At 48.1% G+C, this 17,571-nt stretch carries 16 protein-coding genes; all 16 read left to right on the top strand.

Going from position 1 to position 17,571, the window contains the following annotated elements; genetic code table 11:
* Positions 1-15 precede the first annotated feature (15 nt).
* Positions 16-654 (top strand): CDP-alcohol phosphatidyltransferase family protein, encoded by a 639-nt coding sequence (locus OXH39_16990; GenBank protein MCY3552161.1) that lies wholly within the window; start codon positions 16-18, stop codon positions 652-654.
* A complete protein-coding gene (gene thpR, locus OXH39_16985; GenBank protein MCY3552160.1) occupies positions 654-1,238 on the top strand; it encodes an RNA 2',3'-cyclic phosphodiesterase in 585 nt (194 codons plus the stop codon). Before OXH39_16990 ends, thpR begins: the two co-directional genes overlap by 1 nt.
* A 54-nt stretch (positions 1,239-1,292) precedes the next feature.
* On the top strand, positions 1,293-2,354 hold the full coding sequence (gene recA, locus OXH39_16980; GenBank protein ID MCY3552159.1) for a recombinase RecA: 1,062 nt from the start codon (positions 1,293-1,295) through the stop codon (positions 2,352-2,354).
* A gap of 392 nt (positions 2,355-2,746) precedes the next feature.
* Positions 2,747-3,160: a hypothetical protein gene (locus tag OXH39_16975; GenBank protein MCY3552158.1), complete on the top strand. Its 414-nt coding sequence runs from the start codon at positions 2,747-2,749 to the stop codon at positions 3,158-3,160.
* Positions 3,160-3,471: a hypothetical protein gene (locus OXH39_16970; GenBank protein MCY3552157.1), complete on the top strand. Its 312-nt coding sequence runs from the start codon at positions 3,160-3,162 to the stop codon at positions 3,469-3,471. Before OXH39_16975 ends, OXH39_16970 begins: the two co-directional genes overlap by 1 nt.
* 379 nt (positions 3,472-3,850) lie before the next feature.
* The gene (gene arc / locus OXH39_16965; protein MCY3552156.1) at positions 3,851-5,449 is read left to right on the top strand and encodes a proteasome ATPase; all 1,599 of its coding nucleotides are present in this window, start codon (positions 3,851-3,853) and stop codon (positions 5,447-5,449) included.
* 200 nt (positions 5,450-5,649) lie between these two features.
* A complete protein-coding gene (gene dop, locus OXH39_16960) occupies positions 5,650-7,143 on the top strand; it encodes a depupylase/deamidase Dop (GenBank protein MCY3552155.1) in 1,494 nt (497 codons plus the stop codon).
* 126 nt (positions 7,144-7,269) lie between these two features.
* A complete protein-coding gene (locus OXH39_16955) occupies positions 7,270-7,467 on the top strand; it encodes a ubiquitin-like protein Pup (GenBank protein ID MCY3552154.1) in 198 nt (65 codons plus the stop codon).
* Positions 7,468-7,469: 2 nt separating this feature from the next.
* Positions 7,470-8,264 (top strand): proteasome subunit beta, encoded by a 795-nt coding sequence (gene prcB / locus OXH39_16950; protein MCY3552153.1) that lies wholly within the window; start codon positions 7,470-7,472, stop codon positions 8,262-8,264.
* Between the two features lie 126 nt (positions 8,265-8,390).
* Positions 8,391-9,110 carry a proteasome subunit alpha gene (prcA, locus tag OXH39_16945; protein ID MCY3552152.1) on the top strand — a complete coding sequence of 240 codons (720 nt, stop codon included), beginning with the start codon at positions 8,391-8,393 and terminating at the stop codon, positions 9,108-9,110.
* Between the two features lie 68 nt (positions 9,111-9,178).
* Positions 9,179-10,537 carry a proteasome accessory factor PafA2 family protein gene (locus OXH39_16940; GenBank protein ID MCY3552151.1) on the top strand — a complete coding sequence of 453 codons (1,359 nt, stop codon included), beginning with the start codon at positions 9,179-9,181 and terminating at the stop codon, positions 10,535-10,537.
* 199 nt (positions 10,538-10,736) lie between these two features.
* Positions 10,737-13,370, top strand: a complete 2,634-nt coding sequence (ppdK, locus tag OXH39_16935; GenBank protein MCY3552150.1) for a pyruvate, phosphate dikinase — start codon at positions 10,737-10,739, stop codon at positions 13,368-13,370.
* Positions 13,371-13,437: 67 nt separating this feature from the next.
* Entirely contained in the window at positions 13,438-14,115 is a 678-nt protein-coding gene (locus OXH39_16930) for a Uma2 family endonuclease (protein MCY3552149.1), read from the top strand.
* A 55-nt stretch (positions 14,116-14,170) separates the two neighbouring features.
* Complete coding sequence (locus OXH39_16925; GenBank protein ID MCY3552148.1) at positions 14,171-14,614, top strand: cupin domain-containing protein; 444 nt, start codon at positions 14,171-14,173, stop codon at positions 14,612-14,614.
* A gap of 203 nt (positions 14,615-14,817) precedes the next feature.
* Positions 14,818-15,987, top strand: coding sequence for a Gfo/Idh/MocA family oxidoreductase (locus OXH39_16920; protein MCY3552147.1), 1,170 nt, complete (start codon positions 14,818-14,820; stop codon positions 15,985-15,987).
* Between the two features lie 42 nt (positions 15,988-16,029).
* Positions 16,030-17,484: an RtcB family protein gene (locus tag OXH39_16915; protein MCY3552146.1), complete on the top strand. Its 1,455-nt coding sequence runs from the start codon at positions 16,030-16,032 to the stop codon at positions 17,482-17,484.
* Positions 17,485-17,571 lie beyond the last annotated feature (87 nt).

Genomic DNA, 17,571 nt, shown 5'->3' with positions numbered 1-17,571 from the left:
GTGAGATGGTTCCTAATGTTTCGAGAACATATTATGGGTTTTGGTACCCTTTTCCGGTTGGCAAACCTCCTAACACTTTTACGGCTTTTTCTGATCCCCCCGTTCATATTCTGCTTTCAGGCAAATATGATGCGGTCCGCGCTCACTATTTTTGCTGTCGCTGCATTGACGGATAATTTGGATGGCAAAATCGCCCGAAGGCAAGGTGTGACTGGATTCGGGAAATTCATGGACCCACTTGCCGATAAGTTGTTAATCGGTGCCTCTTTATTCTGTTTGGCACTTTTTAAGCGTGTTGATGGCGGACTTATTCCGCTATGGATGGTTCTCGTCATCATTGGTCGTGAAGTCCTTGTTACACTTTTGCGGGTTGTTTTCATCGCAAAGTATGGACAAGTCGTCTCTGCAAGTCAGTGGGGAAAATACAAGATGACTTCGCAACTAATTGTCGTCATAATCGCCTTAGTTTTGCTGGCATTCCAAGATTATCTGAACGCGACGTTGATTGTGCAGAGCCGCGGTCCCATCTATTTTATGATGTATGTTCCGTTGGTACTCACAGTCGGATCTGGTGTCGAATTCCTCGTTAACAATCGCAAATCTTTGTTCGCTTTGGTTCATGCGACGCGTTACGATCCAGAAGCAGGTGCGTGATGGACATAACCAAAGACACGGTCGTTCGCTGTTTTGTAGCAGTTGAGATACCAGCATCGATACAAGAATTACTGAAGCCGGTGCAGACAGACCTCCATTCGCACATTCGCAAGGGAGCCTCATGGACAAAGCCCGGAAATTTTCATCTCACCTTGAAATTTCTCGGTGATGTTCGCCCTGAAAAAATTGATGTAGTAAGTGAAGTGATTCAGCGTGTGGCGGATACGCATTCGCCATTTTCTATCGAGTTCGGTGGTATTGGCGCGTTCCCGAATCTTGCTCGTCCGCGTGTCATTTGGGTGGGTGTAAAAGACGGCGCATCAATTGTCTCACAGCTCGCAAAAACCGTGAACCTTGAATTAGCGCATCTCGGTTTTCCGACGGACAATCGGTTCCATCCGCATCTTACACTTGCACGGCTCAGGACCGCGATAAATCTTGAACCTTTAAAGAACATTCTACGTAAATATAACACGATTGATGACGCAGCGCTGAGCGTGAATGAAATCACACTCATGCAGAGTCAACTTCATCCGAGCGGAGCGGTCTATACGCCCTTGCGTTTATGTTATTTTTCCGCGTAATATAATGCTCGAAACCCCGCTTTTAGCAGTAAAATAAAGGAGAAACATTAGAATATGTTAGATGAACAGAAACAGAACGCTATTGATCAGGCAATCTCACAGGTAGAGCGTGAATTCGGCAAAGGTGCTATCATGCGCTTCACAGACAACGACGTTGTCCCTGTTGAAGCAATCCCAACGGGTTCTCTCTCGCTGGACCTCGCGCTCGGTGTGGGGGGTGTCCCACGCGGCAGGATCATTGAAATTTTCGGACATGAAGGCACTGGAAAAACCACATTAGCACTCCATATTGTTGCTGAAGCACAGAAATTGGGAGGCACTGCAGTGTTCGTTGATGTTGAACACGCACTTGACACCTCCTATGCTCGAAATATCGGGGTCAATATGGAAAACCTGTTGATTGCGCAACCCGATGCCGGTGAACAAGCGTTAGAGATCGTCGAAACGCTGATCCGCAGCGGGGCAATTGACTTGGTCGTTGTTGACTCTGTAGCCGCCTTGACGCCTCAAGCCGAAATTGAGGGCGAAATGGGTGATGCACACGTTGGCTTGCTGCCTCGCTTGATGTCCAAAGCGTTGCGGAAACTGTCCGGTGTTACGAATAAATCCAAAACGTGTGTTATTTTTACAAATCAGATTCGGCAGAAAATTGGGATCATGTTCGGTAATCCGGATACAACGCCCGGTGGACTTGCGCTCAAGTTCCATGCCTCCATTCGGTTGGAACTCCGCCGCGGCACTCAGATTAAAGATGGTAATGAGATTCTTGGGAGCAGTGTACGTTTCAAAGTGGTCAAAAATAAGGTGGCTCCGCCTTTCAAGGAGGGAGAATATGACGTTACCTTCGGACTGGGCATCTCTAAAGAAGGAAATCTCTTAGATATTGCTGTGGACAATGACTTCATCCAGAAGAGCGGTTCTTGGTTCGCCTACAACGGTGAGCGAATCGGGCAAGGCAGAACGAATGCCAAGAAATATCTCGAAGAGAACACAGATGCCGCAGCGGAAATTGAGGCGAAAATACGGGAAGCACTCAGTGTAGCTCCGGACGCTATCGCCGGTGCGATTCCTGAAGACGAAGGTGATGTCCACGAAACAGTTGAAGTCGCGGAATAATGCGAAAATGTTTGCCGGTTTTCCGCTTTGCGTCCATTTATGAGATATTGCTTGTATAGCGGGGTACCTGTGCCTTGCTATACAGCATTCTCTGAATATATGCACATAAAACTATGTAGAAATCTTCTGGCAGGCGCGCTTTGTAAGAACCAATCGACGGTGTGTCGTTAATTGTAAAGTCTACTATAAATGCTTAAGTTGAACTCACATTGATAATAATACCATTTCTGATTGAAATTGTAGCATAAACTTTTAGTTTGGGTTTCCTTTGTAGCATAGACTGTTAGTCTGTGTCCTTGTAGCATAGACTGTTAGTCTGTGCACTAAAGTGTGGTTAATGCAATATAAACTTTTAGAAATGGTATAATAACAAAACTTTCAGGAGGCTTATGATGTTAAAGCGAAGTTTGGCATTCAGTTGCGTACTCTTGTTTTTGGGGTTCAATGCGTTTTGTGACGTGTGGTACAGTGAGGATTTTGACAACTTCAAAGATGGTGATCTCGCTGGGCAAGATGAATGGAAAACGGCAATGAACCAAAAAACTTGTCAAATTGGCAGCGAGGTGAAGCGCGGAGACACAGGCAAAAGCATTCTGGTTACAGAAAACACAATGGTCTCCAGAAGCTTCGACGGTACTCACGATGGAATTCAGTACGTTTCATTATTCACGCAGCGGGAAAAGGGCGCAGGCACAATGCTGTTTTATATCGGTGGAGATGCCATCAAATGGGGCGGGCTGCCGTGTTTAATATCTCGCCGGATGGCGCTATCAATGCACTCGATGGCAATGCAGGACAAAAGGTGATGCAGGGAAAATTGGATGAATGGCATCATTTCCGAATCGTGCTTGATTTTAAGAAGAAAACTTATGATTTTTTTGTTGATGACGAACAAGTCGTTGATGATTTCGGTTTTAGGGGCGAAGGAGGCAAAGGCGGCGTGAATCCAAGTCTAAGCTGGATCTTCTTCGGTTGGGACCACCCCACTGCTCTGACCGCTTATATCGATGATATTGAAATGGGAAACGGTGAGGGAGAAACGGCTGGAAAACCGCAAGCAGTTTCCGCCTCAGACAAACTCGCCACCACTTGGGGAAGAATCAAGCGGCGATTGTAGCATTTGTTCATGCGATACGCAAAGTTTGTCAAGCGTAGACTTTTTCTTGACACAATTTTTTCAGCGTGTTATACTCTAAATAAAGGTGTTGGGTTTAGATATGAAACCCAACCGAGTCCGATTATCCGCGTACCTGACTTTTACCCTTGTGGGTGGGTCTGAAAAATCGTTTTGGAAAGAGAGAACTTCACGTATGGGTATCAAAAGAGGAAATTCCAAGGATCCCTTTGAGGAGCAAGAGGCGTACGACGCTGTCTCCTATGAGCAGCAAATTCGTACGCTCCAAGGAACCATTGACATGCTGGAAGGTGAACTCGAAGGCATGCGGCAGCAACAGGGTGCTGTATATGTCAAGGACCTTGAAATTCGGCTCTATGAAATGCAACGTGAGTTGATGACGGCACACCGGCGCAACAAGAAACTCACCAGCACCCTGCAAGAGGCGAAAGAGAAACTGGAGATCCTCAAGGAAAAGGTCGACCAGCTCAGTGCACCGCCCAATAATTATGGAGTCTTCCTCGCCTCAAACGAAGATGGCACTGTCGACATTGATGTTAGTGGTAGGAAATGGCGCGTCAATCTTGATCCAGCACTCAAAGAGAAAAATATAGAGGTTGGGCAAGAGGTTATTGTCAATAGCGGGATGAACGTCGTTGATATTAAAGCACCTGAGCGGCATGGAGATGTTGTCAAAATCAAAGAGCGCATTGCCGATGAACTTGCTATTATAAGCCTCCGTACTGATGAAGAGCGTGTCGTCAGGATAGCTGAACCGCTCCAAGACGAAACGCTGAAGACCGGAGATAACGTCCTTCTCAATCACGCGACCAGTATGCTCATGGAAAAACTCCCGAAACGGGAGGTCGAGGATCTGTTACTTGAAGAAGTGCCGGATATCGGCTATGCTGACATTGGTGGACTTGATACACAGATAGAGGCGATTCGCGATGCTGTTGAACTGCCATATCTTTACCCGAACGAATATAAGGAATTTAACCTCTCACCCCCCAAAGGTGTTCTCCTCTACGGTCCTCCGGGGTGTGGTAAAACCTTAATAGCCCGAGCAGTCGCCAGCAGTATCGCTGAGCGAGTCCGTAAAGAGACCGGCAGAGATGACGTACGCGGATATTTCATTAATATTAAGGGACCAGAACTTCTAAATAAATACGTTGGCGAAACTGAGCGTAAAATCCGTGAAGTCTTCCAGAAAGCGCGCGATAAATCGAGAGAAGGATTTCCCGTTATCATTTTCTTCGATGAAATGGATTCCCTCTTCCGCTCCAGAGGCATGGGAATCTCATCGGATATGGAATCAACGCTTGTCCCGCAGTTCCTCTCCGAGATTGATGGCGTTGAGAACCTCCGGGATGTCATCGTCATTGGTGCCAGTAACCGGCAAGACCTCCTTGATCCTGCTGTTTTAAGACCCGGCAGACTCGATGTCAAGATTAAAATTGACCGCCCTAACTTAGAGGGTGCTAAGGATATTTTCTCTATATATCTGACACCGGATCTCCCCTTCGCTGAAACCACTTTTCAGCAGTTTAATGGGGATACTGAGGCTATCGCGAAGCAGTTCATTGATGAGGCTGTAAACGAAATGTACGCAACTACTGACGAAAATCGGTTTATTGAAGTCACTTACGCCCGCGGCGAACGGGAAACCCTCTTCTTCAAAGATTTTGTCAGCGGGGCAATGATCGAAAACATCGTTTCACGTGCAAAGAAAGCGGCGATCAAACGTTTTATTACTTCTGATGGTACCCACAAGGGGATGTGTCTTGACGATCTTAAAGCCGCTATCCGAGAAGAATACCACGAAAATGAGGACCTCCCGAACACCACAAATCCTGATGATTGGGCAAAAATATCAGGCAGGAAAGGTGAAAAAATTGTCAATATCCGTGCTTTGATTAATGAACCCGCACAGGAGAAGACACAGAATGTCCGAGTGGCCCGGGGCGGTACATTTCTCTAATAGTTATCAGTCATCAGTACGGTTTTTCTACGAAAAACCTTTCAGTTGTTAGTCCAGGGGTTCTTTTGTAACAATTCACCCCAGTTTGGAGTACTTCAGATTTGCGAGGATTGTTACCAGTACCCTCTTTTACCGATAACTGACAACTCTCACTGTGAGGCAAGCTGATAACCAATAAAAAGATGGAAATACCAATAATAATGGGAACAGAGACTGAGTATGGCATCTCAGTCAAAAATGCACGTGAGCAAGATCCGGTTGCTGCTTCTACCTTGGTGGTTAATGCCTATAAAACTTCCCGGGAAGATGCGCCAAGTGCGACTTCTTCCGTCACGTGGGATTATGACCAAGAGAGTCCGTTAGTAGACGCTCGCGGATTTCTTGCGGAAACGGAGCCGACCATTACTGAGGCAGATACGAACAGTGCTGTTAACGATATCTTGATAAACGGAGGGCGTTACTACGTAGATCACGCGCACCCTGAATATTGTACGCCGGAGTGTGCGAACGCACGCGATCTGCTCCTATACGAAAAGGCGGGTGAATTAATATTAGAAGTCAGCAGGATCACAGCTGAACGTCTTCTGCTTGACAACCAAGAAATTATCATCTATAAAAATAATACCGATTACAAGGGGCATAGCTACGGTTCTCATGAAAATTACCTCATGTCGCGCAAAGTACCGTTTGATGCAATCGTTGATGGGTTGATACCCTTCCTTGTTACACGTATTATTATCACAGGGAGCGGGAAAGTTGGGGCGGAGAACGGGAGCGACGAAGCGGATTATCAAATCTCCCAGCGTGCCGATTTCTTTGAAAAAGAGGTAGGACTCAGCACTATGGTGAATCGTCCACTGATTAATACGCGCGATGAACCCCATGCTGATGACAAACTCTATCGACGCTTGCATGTCATCGTTGGCGACTCTAATATGTCTGAGTTAAGCATCTATCTCAAGGCGGGTATTACCTCTATTGTGCTCCAGTTAATTGAGAAAGGGGTGATTGGCAAAAAATTCAGTTTAAAGGATCCGGTCGCTGCAATAAAAGATGTCTCGCGAGATCTCTCATGCCGAGAACAGATAGAACTTGCAGATGGGCAGGAGTGGACACCAATAGAAGTGCAGCGGGCGTACCTCAAACTCGCGCAAAAACATCTCGCACCCGAAGAACGGACACCTGTTGTTGAGGATGTCCTTGAAAAATGGCAATACGTCCTTGAGAACTTGGAAATTGACCCCATGCGGTTGAGTCAACACTTGGATTGGGTTATCAAGAAGAAGTTAATAGATGCATATCGGAAACGACACGGATACAAGTGGGATGATTCGCATGTGCAGATGCTTGATCTGCAGTACCATGATATACGTCCGGACAAAGGACTTTATATTAGATTGTTGAAAAACGGACACGTCAAACGCTTGCTTGACCGTAAAGAGATTGTACATGCGATGCACTATCCACCTGTGGACACCCGTGCATATTTTCGCGGTACCTGTTTACGAAAGTTTCCAAAGCACATTTATAGTGCCAGTTGGAACTCAATGATTTTTATTGGTAAATCGGGCGGACTTGACAAAATTATGATGGATCGCCCGCACTTCGGTACACAAAAGATCGTAGGTGAGTTACTGAACAACTGTACAGCAGAAGAACTCGTTAAGGAGATCCGAGGCAACGCATCAGAATAGTTATCAGTTATTAGTCGTCAGTTTCCAGTTACTTTCTTGTGGCAGTTGCTTTTGTTGTACCTACCACAGCATCACTCTGACTGACAACTTATAACTGACAACCGATAACTATAAAAGGAGAGAACAATGTCGACCGAAAAGCAACAGGAACACATCAAGCGCGATATTGAGGAAACCGAAGAGATTCAACCTAATGTTGAAACCGGCGAAATGGACGAGGAATTCGTCGAGGATTTGGACACACTCCTTGATGAAATCGATGAAATTTTGGAAGAGGATTCACAAGAATTTGTCGAAAATTATATTCAACGCGGAGGGCAGTAGGAGTGCTTGAACTTGATGATTACGGCACCTCCAACTTCTTTCAAATCCTCAAGCGTCGTCACCCCGAATTATTGGCGACGCTCAATTCACCGGATTCAACCTCAAGTGGCCGCACAGCAGAGTCCGCACTCCGTCCTTACGAGGGCACAACCGTTTTGGCGGTTGTCTACGATGGCGGGGTCATCATGGCGGGTGACCGACAAGCAACAGAAGGCTATCAAGTCGGCGAGCGGCGAATCCAAAAGGTTTATCCAGTTGATCGGCACTCGGCGATTGCTGTCGCGGGTGCTGCTGGTCCCTGCATTGAAATGGCAAAACTCTTTCAAGTTGAAGTCGAATTTTACGAAAAGACAGAAGGGGTTAGCCTTAGCCTTGAAGGACAAGCGAATTTCCTCTCACACTTGGTGCGCTCCAACCTTGGGTTTGCCATGCAGGGCTTAATTGTCTTGCCCCTCTTTGCCGGTTATGACTTAAAACGACAGCGTGGTAGAATTTTCAAATATGATGCTGTTGGGGGGCGTTATGAGGAAGACGACTATTACGCGATCGGCTCCGGCGGTAAGGATGCCCGCACAACCCTTAAAAAACGACACACGCCAGAGATCACCCGTCAGGAAGCCTTGGAGATTGTGGCAGAAGCTCTCTGGGATGCCGCTGATGAGGATATCGCAACGGGCGGTCCTGATCTTATCCGAAAAATCTTTCCAACGCTTTACATGATTGCTGAAGAAGGAGTCGCCGAGATTCCTCAGGCGACTGTTGAGTCGTTATATCGCGATCTTATATCGCGCCTATAGAGGAATGGTTTTCAGTCTTTGGTTGTCAGGGAGACCAAAACATAGTTTTCAGGCACTGGCTGTCAATAGACGCGTGTTTTTCTTTCTGAAGACCGAGAACTGATAACCGAGAACTAAAATACAGATATGTCCACACCCTATTATGTTTCACCGGAACAAATTCGTCAGGATAAAGAGGATTTCGTCCGTCGCGGCATCACGCAGGCGAAAGAGGTCGTCGTCTTAGAGTATCGAGATGGACTACTGATGGTCGCTGAGAACCCGCGCAAAACTACCTTTAAGGTTTCCGAAATTTACGATAGGATTGCCCTCGCAGCGGCGGGCAGAGTTGCGGAATATGAGGCACTACGCGTCGCTGGCATTCGTGAATCCGAGATTAAAGGCTTTCGCTACTATCGAGAAGATGTAACGGCAAAGTGGTTGACGAATCTCTATTCACAGCACATGGGAGCGGTCGCGCAAGCGTGGGACGCGAAACCTTTAGAGATTGAACTCCTTGTGTGTGAGATAGGGACGACTGATGCTTCAACGAGTGCGGGATTACAGAGAAATCAAATTTATCACATTGCGTTTGATGGCATCTATTCAGAAGAGGAGAAATACGCTGTTATCGGTGGGCGCGCCACAACAATAACAGAAATTCTCGAACGGAATTATTCAGATGAATTGGAGATCGCGGCGGCACTTCAACTGGTAACAGAAGCCTTTCAAACCGTTGAAGCGGATGCAGAAGATGATTATGAAATCACACCCGAAACGATAGAAGTGGCGTGTCTTGAACAAACCACCGCGCGGCGAAAATTTAGACGGCTTTCGACTGACGAAGTTACAACCTTGTTGTCCTAATCTCTTAATTATACTTGGTAGTTAGGGGCAAACTTTCAACAGAAGAAATGTTTGTGAAGGGGTAGCCGATGAAGCGCAGAATTTATGGGTTAGAAACTGAATTTGGAATTATTTGGACACCAGATGTCCCGCGTCGAAAGACACTCACTGTTCAGAATGTTGTGATGTACCTCTTCCGTGAAATTGTTGCAGGGAGAATGTACCCTGATGTTTTCCTTGAAAACGGTGCGAGATTTTACCAAGACATTGGGTGCCATCCGGAATACGCGACCCCAGAATGTGATGATGTTGCCGAACTGGTTGCCCATGATAAAGCAGGCGAGCGTATTATTACGCGTCTCGCCAGTACTGCGGAACGGCGCATGCGCAATGATGGGTTCTATGGAAAGATTTCTATTTTTAAAAATAACTTGGATACCCCCGGAAATACTTATGGCTGCCACGAGAACTACCTAATGGAGCGGCATGTTGACTTCCGTCAGTTGGCAGGGCAATTGATTCCTTTCTTTGTCACTCGCCAAGTCTTTGCAGGCGCAGGAAAGATTAAGCCGAGTCATCGCGGGTATTATGCCATTTCGCAACGTGCTGAGCATATCCGAGAAGAAATTTCTATCGGCACGACGACAGCACGTGGGATTATCAACACACGCGATGAACCGCATGCTGACCGTGAGAAGTACAGACGTTTACATGTTATCGTCGGGGATTCCAATATGTCCGAATTTTCGACGTTTTTGAAGGTAGGTACAACCGGTATTATCCTCCGTATGATTGAAGACAACTTCATTCAGCAACGGTTCGCACTCCGCGATCCCGTCAAAGCCATCCAAGCGATCTCTGATGATACCACATGTACACACCAGATTGAACTCCAGAATGGAAAGCGACTCTCCGCCGTTGAACTACAGTGGCAGTACTTAGAGTGCGCCAAGCGGTACCTCGAACAAGCGGAATCTGATTCAACAACAAACCAAGTTATGGCGCGCTGGGAGTACGTCCTTACCTGCTTGGAAAGCGATCCGATGCAATTGGACCGGGAGTTAGACTGGGTCATTAAGTGGAAATGGCTGCAAACTTATCTGACGAAACGTGGGCTTGAGTGGGATGCACCACAGGTGAAGCACCTCGATTTAAAGTACCACAATGTGCGTCAGGAGGAAAGCCTCTACTATACCCTTGAGAGCCGGGCGGAGATTGAACGGATTGTCAAGGATGAGCAGATTCGGCACGCTGAACAATTCCCACCTGAACGCACGCGCGCTAAGTTCCGAGGTAAATTTATAAAGAAAGTCAACGAAGGAAAGGTTTTGTGCGGGGTCAATTGGAGTTATATACAACTTTATGAGCCGTACCAGATCCTTTATCTATCGACAGATCCATTTAAACCCGAATTTGACGAAGCAAGTCGAACAATTTATTCAATCTAAATAGTTGTCAGTTGTCGGTTATCAGTTTTAACCATCAACTCGTGCCTTGACATTTATAACGGAGGCGAGTTGATGGTTAAAGAGAAAGAGACATCTGATTAACCATAGCATCTTTTAACTGAAAACCGAGTACTGAGTACTGAAAACTGAAAGATTTTCGTAGAAAATCGTACTGACAACCAATAACAGGAGGCTTTTGATGCCACAACCGAAGTATGTTTACTTCTTTGGAGCCGGTGAAAGCGACGGTGATGCCACAATGCGAACGCTGCTTGGCGGAAAAGGGGCGAATCTCGCCGAGATGAGCAACCTTGGTGTTCCCGTGCCGCCGGGGTTCACTATCTCCACTGAAGTTTGCAAATTATACTATGAAAATGACAAACAGTATCCCGCAGGGCTTGACGAACAGATTGACGAGAATCTAGAAAAATTAGAAAACGCCCTCGGCGCAAAATTCGGTGATACCGAAAACCCACTGCTCCTTTCTGTCCGTTCTGGTGCCGCAGTCTCAATGCCAGGTATGATGGACACGATTCTCAATCTCGGCTTGAATGACGACGCGATTAAGGGACTTATCGCTAAATCCGAAAATGAACGTTTTGCTTACGATTCATACCGTCGCTTCATTCAAATGTTCGGAAATGTGGTCCTCAATGTTGATCATGACGAGTTTGAGCATTTACTTGAAGAAAAGAAAAAGTCAAAAGGTGTTACATTAGATACCGAATTAGAAGCCGACGATTTATCGGCACTCGTCCATGAATTCAAGAGGGCAGTCAAACAGCGCACAGGAAATGATTTCCCTGATGAACCCCGTCAGCAGTTAGACATGGCACGCGATGCCGTTTTTGAATCCTCTGGCAACCCGCGGGCTATTACCTATCGTCGTCTTAACGATATTTCCGAAGAACTCGGACGTACCGCTGTCAATGTCCAAGCCATGGTGTTCGGCAATATGGGTGGAACCTCCGGATCAGGAGTCGCCTTCACTCGTAACCCATCGACTGGCGCGAACCAATTTTACGGCGAATTCCTCATTAACGCGCAAGGTGAAGACGTGGTCGCTGGCATCCGTACGCCCCTTCCCGTCGCCGAATTGAGAAACATTTTGCCCGAGGCGTATAATGAATTGGTCGATATCGGATTGAGACTTGAGAAACACTACACGGACATGCAAGACGTGGAGTTTACTATTCAGGATAGCAAACTCTACATGCTCCAGACCCGTAACGGAAAACGCACCGGTCAAGCTGCCGTTCGTATCGCTGTTGAAATGGTTGAGGAAGGTTTAATCGATAAGCCGACCGCTTTGACACGCGTTCCTGCTAACGACTTGGATCAACTGCTGCATCCGAGCGTTGACCCGGCGGCTGACGTTGAAGTTATCGCGCAAGGTTTGCCAGCCTCTCCGGGCGCAGCTGTTGGCAAGGTGGTCTTTACTGCACTTCACGCTGAAGAACACGCAGCCGCAGGAGAGAAGGTTATCCTCGTTCGTACTGAAACATCACCGGAAGATATTGGTGGTATGGATGCCGCAGAGGGGATACTCACCGCACGTGGCGGGATGACAAGCCACGCCGCTGTTGTCGCACGAGGCATGGGAAAATGCTGTGTCGCAGGATGTTCTGCTCTGTTTATCAATGAAGAAGCATTGGAATTTTACGCAGAGGGGAAACGCTACACTGAAGGCGATTATATCACGCTTAACGGATCTACAGGTGATGTGCTTGATGGACAGGTAGCACTGATCCAACCCGAATTGAGTGGACAATTCGGAACGCTCATGGAATGGGCAGATGAGGTGCGATCCTTAGGGGTTCGCACGAATGCGGATACACCCGAAGACGCAAAAAATGCCAGACAATTTGGCGCAGAAGGGATCGGGCTTTGCCGTACCGAGCACATGTTCTTTGGCACAGGAATTGATGCTATCCGTGAGATGATTCTCGCTGATGATACAGCGGAGCGAGAAGCAGCGTTGGTGAAATTGTTACCACATCAGCGTTCAGATTTCATCGGTATCTTTGAGGCGATGGCAGGCTATCCAGTTACCATCCGTACCCTCGATCCACCGCTCCATGAGTTTTTGCCGAAAAGTGAAGCTGAGATCCTTGAGCTCGCAGAGCGAATCGGTATTGAACCGCAAAAACTTCGCGAGCGCGTTGAGGAATTGCACGAGTTCAACCCGATGCTTGGACATCGTGGCTGTAGACTCGGTATCGTCTATCCAGAGATAACCGAGATGCAAGCGCGTGCAATCTTTGAAGCCGCTGTTGATGTCTCGAAACGCGGCATCACAGTTTTGCCAGAGATTATGATTCCGCTCGTTGGGCATATCAACGAATTATCTTTGCAACGCAAAGTCGTTGTTGACACAGCGGAAGCCGTTTTTGCAGAGAGCGGGACTCGGGTTGAGTATCTCGTCGGTACAATGATTGAGTTACCACGCGCAGCACTTACCGCTGACAAAATCGCTGCTGAAGCCGAGTTTTTCTCCTACGGCACCAACGACCTCACCCAGACAACATTTGGGATGAGCCGTGACGACGCAGCGAAATTCCTTGATGACTACGTCAGAAACGGTGTGCTTGAATACGATCCGTTCCAAGTTCTCGATCAAGATGGGGTCGGTAGTCTCTTACGAATCGGTGCTGAAAAAGGGCGAGCAACACGTCCCGGTCTGAAAGTCGGTATCTGTGGTGAGCATGGTGGCGAACCGAATTCTGTGAAGTTCTGCTACGGATTAGAATTTGATTACGTATCCTGTTCCCCGTTCCGTGTACCGATCGCTCGTCTCGCTGCAGCACAAGCAGTCATTGAGGCTGACGCTTAAAGTATTGCAAGGTAGGCGCGCTTTATGGGCGCGCCTACCATGCGACTCTGCAATGGATTAAACCAAAATGAAACCGAATCGGGAAGAAGGTGTAATCCGACGGAACAAGATTGTAATTGGGATGGCAATTTGTGCCTCAATTATTGCGCTGCTCGCTATAGGAGAAAAGAAAATGAATACACAAGCAGGCGACCAATTCTTGCAGGAAGAACTTCTCCCTCCTGAGATTGCCAAGATGACCTTAGAAGAATTCCTTGAAAGCGATTTAGAAGGGTATGAATACGTTAGAGGAGAATTAGTGCCGATGCCGCCGACATCAGGAGAACATGGTAGGATTAGTGTGAACCTTATTTTGCCGTTAGGCTTGTACGTTCGCGAAAATCGATTAGGGGATATTTATGTGTCAGAGACAGGCTTTAGCGTTGGCGAGCGCGTGTTGGTACCAGATATTGCTTTCCTCTCAACAGACCACATTCCTGCTGATCTGAGTAAAGTTTTCCCAATTCCACCAGACCTTGCTATTGAGGTAGTTTCTCCGACGGATGCATCACACCGAGTTGAGGAAAAAGCGTTTACCTATCTTGAGGCAGGAACACAATTGGTATGGGTTCTTAAGCCTCTTTCCAAGACAGTAACGGTCTATCGTTCGGAAACAGACATCACGCTGCTCACGCGGGATGACACCCTCACCGGTGAAAATGTCGTTGAAGGATTTTCTTGTCAAGTGGCAGAACTTTTTGAGTAGTGCAAAGTAGCAGGCACAGTCCCTGTGCCGTCAGCATTGGAAAGGAAAACACACAATGCTAATCGCAGATTTAAATGAAATTGAAGGGCGCACCTATCCTGCCCGTAGACGCACCAAAAATCTCGTCGGTGGCGCGTCCCCGATCCAAATAGGTGAATTCTGTATGGGGTTCGTCGTCTTAGAGCCAAACGGTGGACAAGTGCCGTGGCACAACCACGAACAGGAAGAGATTTACTTCATCGTTGAAGGCGAAGGCGAAATGTGCCTCGGTGAGGAGCGTCAAGTGCTGTCCACGGGGCAGACCGTTTTTATTCCGTCGTGGGTCTTCCACCAGTTAACAAACACTAGCGACACACCGATGAAAATGGTCTACTGCTATGGACCCGCGGGCGATGTGGCGCATTGGAAACAGGAACTCGCTGGCACACTCCCGAAAGCCGGTGTCGAGGCACCACCACTCCCGGAAGGCGCAGCACCCCAATGCACTGATAAACCTTGAGAATGGCTATCAGCCGTCGGCTGTCAGTTTTGACCAACAACTCGCGCCTTCGCAAAAGTATCTGTAGACGAGTTGTTGGTCAAAGTTAAGAGCGATTTGTAACATTTTCGGATGTTTGGAGCGTTCCAAAGAATGGTAAATTGTTCCATGAAACCTCTTAACCGATGGCCGATGGCTGACGGCTGACAACCAAAGGATTATACATGACCAATCATACCCAAAAGACACATCGCGTCGGTATCATCATGAACGGTGTCACCGGCAGGATGGGAACAAACCAACACCTCATCCGCTCTATCTTAGCAATTGCAGAAGAGGGGGGCATCCCGATTGGTGACGGCGAAGTCATCATACCTGATCCATTTCTCGTCGGCAGAAATCCAGCAAAATTAGAGAAACTCTCCGAAACCACCGGTGTCGAGAAGTGGAGCACGGATCTCGACGCTGCCCTCGCCGACGACGCTTATAGCGTCTATTTCGACGCACAGGTTACGTCCCATCGGGTTGACGCGGTGGAAGCTGCAATATCCGCTGGCAAACACATCTATTGTGAAAAACCGACCGCTACCACGACTGCGGATGCGTATCGTCTCTATGAGCAAGCAGCGAAGGCAGGACTCAAAAACGGTGTTGTTCAGGACAAACTCTGGTTACCCGGCATTCAGAAACTGAAACGTTTGATAGATGCAGACTTTTTCGGAAGGATTATCGCCGTCCGTGGTGAGTTTGGCTATTGGGTCTTCCAAGGCGATGCGATCCCAACACAACGTCCCTCTTGGAACTACCGTGTTGAAGATGGCGGTGGTATTATCCTTGATATGTTCAGCCATTGGCGATACGTCATTGACAATCTTTTCGGCGCGGTGAAAGGCGTTTCTTGTATCGCTGCCACGCATCTACCGAAACGGTGGGACGAAGAGGGCGAACCTTACGAGTGTACGGCTGAAGATGCTGCCTATGCAACGTTTGAATTGGAGAACGGTATTATTGCACACTTCAACTCATCGTGGGCAGTCAGGGTCCGTCGTGACGATCTGCTGACGATACACGTAGACGGTTTGAACGGATCCGCTGTTGTAGGTTTGAGAGATTGCTGGATTCAACCGCTCTCTGGCACCCCGCGTCCTGTCTGGAATCCCGACATCGAACAACCCATCAAATTCTTTGACGGTTGGCTCAAAGTCCCTGAGCAGGAAGAGTATGAGAACGCATTCAGAGCGCAATGGGAATTGTTCCTCCGACACGTCGTCGCCGATGAGCCGTTCCCATGGACGCTACTCGCGGGTGCAAAGGGTGTGCAATTGGCAGAAAAGGGTATGGAATCGTGGCAGACCCGCAAATGGGTAGAATTGCCAGATTTACAGGCACTTTGAAACTTTTGAGGTGAAGCAGTCCTTGTGTCTGCTTGGTTTATCATGGCGCAAAACATAACACTCCAAAAAATCGACGAATACCGCTGGCGCATCCCGAAAAGTTACATGAAAGGCATGCGTGTAGATGGCATAGTCTACGCCAACGAGAAACTCCTCGAACACGCCAAGAGCGATGAAGCGTTGCAACAGGTCGCAAACGTCGCGCATCTCCCCGGCATTGTCAAGCACTCGCTCGCAATGCCCGATTTACACTGGGGCTACGGCTTCGTTATCGGCGGGGTCGCTGCGACCGATCCGAAAGCAGATGGCGTGGTCTCTCCGGGTGGCATCGGATACGACATCAACTGCGGTGTCCGCCTCATCCGGACCAATCTTGATGTCTCGCAGCTGGAGGGAAAACGGAAAGCACTCGTCGCCAAGTTATTTGAGAACGTTCCATGCGGTGTCGGCTCCAGTGGTACGATTCGGCTTACTGTTCAAGAAGAGCGACGGATGCTGGAAAAGGGAGCGCAGTGGGCAATTGATCGGGAATACGGACACCCAACCGACCTTAACTTCACCGAGGCGACAGGTTTCCTCCAACACGCCAACGCTGATGCAGCGAGCCAACGCGCTTTAGAACGCGGCAAGAACCAACTCGGGACACTCGGTTCAGGCAATCATTTTCTTGAAGTTCAAGCCGTTGACCGCATTTTTTACAGAGAAGCCGCTGATGCGATGGGATTAAGTGAAGGCAACATCTGTGTCATGATTCATACCGGCTCACGCGGTTTCGGTTATCAAATCTGTGATGAGCACGTCAAGAGTTGGGTCAAGGTTGCCGAAAGATACGGCATAAATCTTCCTGACCGGCAACTCGCCTCCGCGCCGATCAACTCACCGGAGGGACAGGATTACATCACCGCGATGGCATGTAGTGCGAACTATGCATGGAACAATCGGCAGTGTATCATGCACCTCGTCCGTCAGACCTTCATGCAGTTTTTTGAGACGACTGAAGATGAACTCGGCTTGGAACTCGTCTACGACGTGGCGCATAACATCGGAAAATTCGAGAAACACACCGTTGATGGCAAGGAACGTGAGTTATTTATCCATCGCAAAGGCGCGACACGTGCGTTTCCAGCGGGGCACCCCGAGATCCCCGATAAATACCAGAAAGTCGGGCAACCCGTGCTGATTCCCGGTGATATGGGGACCGCCTCTTACGTACTTGTTGGTAATCCGGGAGCGATGGCAGAGACATGGGGCACAACTTGTCACGGTGCTGGCAGAGTGCTCTCACGGCGGAAAGCAATCGCATTAACGAAGGGACGTTCTATCCAGAAAGATTTGGAGGCACAAGGCATCTACGTCCGCGCAGAAGGTAGACGTACCCTTCAAGAAGAGGTCCCTGAGGCTTACAAAGATGTTGACGAAGTCGTCCGCGTTGTTGACAAAGCCGGACTCTCCCGCCGCGTCGCACGCCTCCGTCCTATCGGTGTTGTAAAGGGTTAATTTCAGAACCTATCTTATTCCTCAAACGCTACTACTAGTCTGTCACAATTATCTTGATAGTTGATCTAAAATCTGGTATCCTTAGGT

This window comes from Candidatus Poribacteria bacterium (genome assembly GCA_026702755.1).
Classification (GTDB): domain Bacteria; phylum Poribacteria; class WGA-4E; order WGA-4E; family WGA-3G; genus WGA-3G.
This window is presented reverse-complemented; position numbering and strand designations above follow the sequence as displayed.

Bases quoted from the DNA above. Each gene is read 5' to 3' on its own strand.
- OXH39_16970 (MCY3552157.1), top strand. From the start codon at position 3,160: ATGCAGGGAAAATTGGATGAATGGCATCATTTCCGAATCGTGCTTGAT.
- OXH39_16925 (MCY3552148.1), top strand. From the start codon at position 14,171: ATGCTAATCGCAGATTTAAATGAAATTGAAGGGCGCACCTATCCTGCC.
- OXH39_16990 (MCY3552161.1), top strand. From the start codon at position 16: ATGTTTCGAGAACATATTATGGGTTTTGGTACCCTTTTCCGGTTGGCA.
- recA (MCY3552159.1), top strand. From the start codon at position 1,293: ATGTTAGATGAACAGAAACAGAACGCTATTGATCAGGCAATCTCACAG.
- OXH39_16955 (MCY3552154.1), top strand. From the start codon at position 7,270: ATGTCGACCGAAAAGCAACAGGAACACATCAAGCGCGATATTGAGGAA.
- dop (MCY3552155.1), top strand. From the start codon at position 5,650: ATGGGAACAGAGACTGAGTATGGCATCTCAGTCAAAAATGCACGTGAG.
- OXH39_16930 (MCY3552149.1), top strand. From the start codon at position 13,438: ATGAAACCGAATCGGGAAGAAGGTGTAATCCGACGGAACAAGATTGTA.
- OXH39_16940 (MCY3552151.1), top strand. From the start codon at position 9,179: ATGAAGCGCAGAATTTATGGGTTAGAAACTGAATTTGGAATTATTTGG.
- arc (MCY3552156.1), top strand. From the start codon at position 3,851: ATGCAACGTGAGTTGATGACGGCACACCGGCGCAACAAGAAACTCACC.
- prcA (MCY3552152.1), top strand. From the start codon at position 8,391: ATGTCCACACCCTATTATGTTTCACCGGAACAAATTCGTCAGGATAAA.
- thpR (MCY3552160.1), top strand. From the start codon at position 654: ATGGACATAACCAAAGACACGGTCGTTCGCTGTTTTGTAGCAGTTGAG.
- OXH39_16920 (MCY3552147.1), top strand. From the start codon at position 14,818: ATGACCAATCATACCCAAAAGACACATCGCGTCGGTATCATCATGAAC.
- ppdK (MCY3552150.1), top strand. From the start codon at position 10,737: ATGCCACAACCGAAGTATGTTTACTTCTTTGGAGCCGGTGAAAGCGAC.
- OXH39_16975 (MCY3552158.1), top strand. From the start codon at position 2,747: ATGTTAAAGCGAAGTTTGGCATTCAGTTGCGTACTCTTGTTTTTGGGG.
- OXH39_16915 (MCY3552146.1), top strand. From the start codon at position 16,030: ATGGCGCAAAACATAACACTCCAAAAAATCGACGAATACCGCTGGCGC.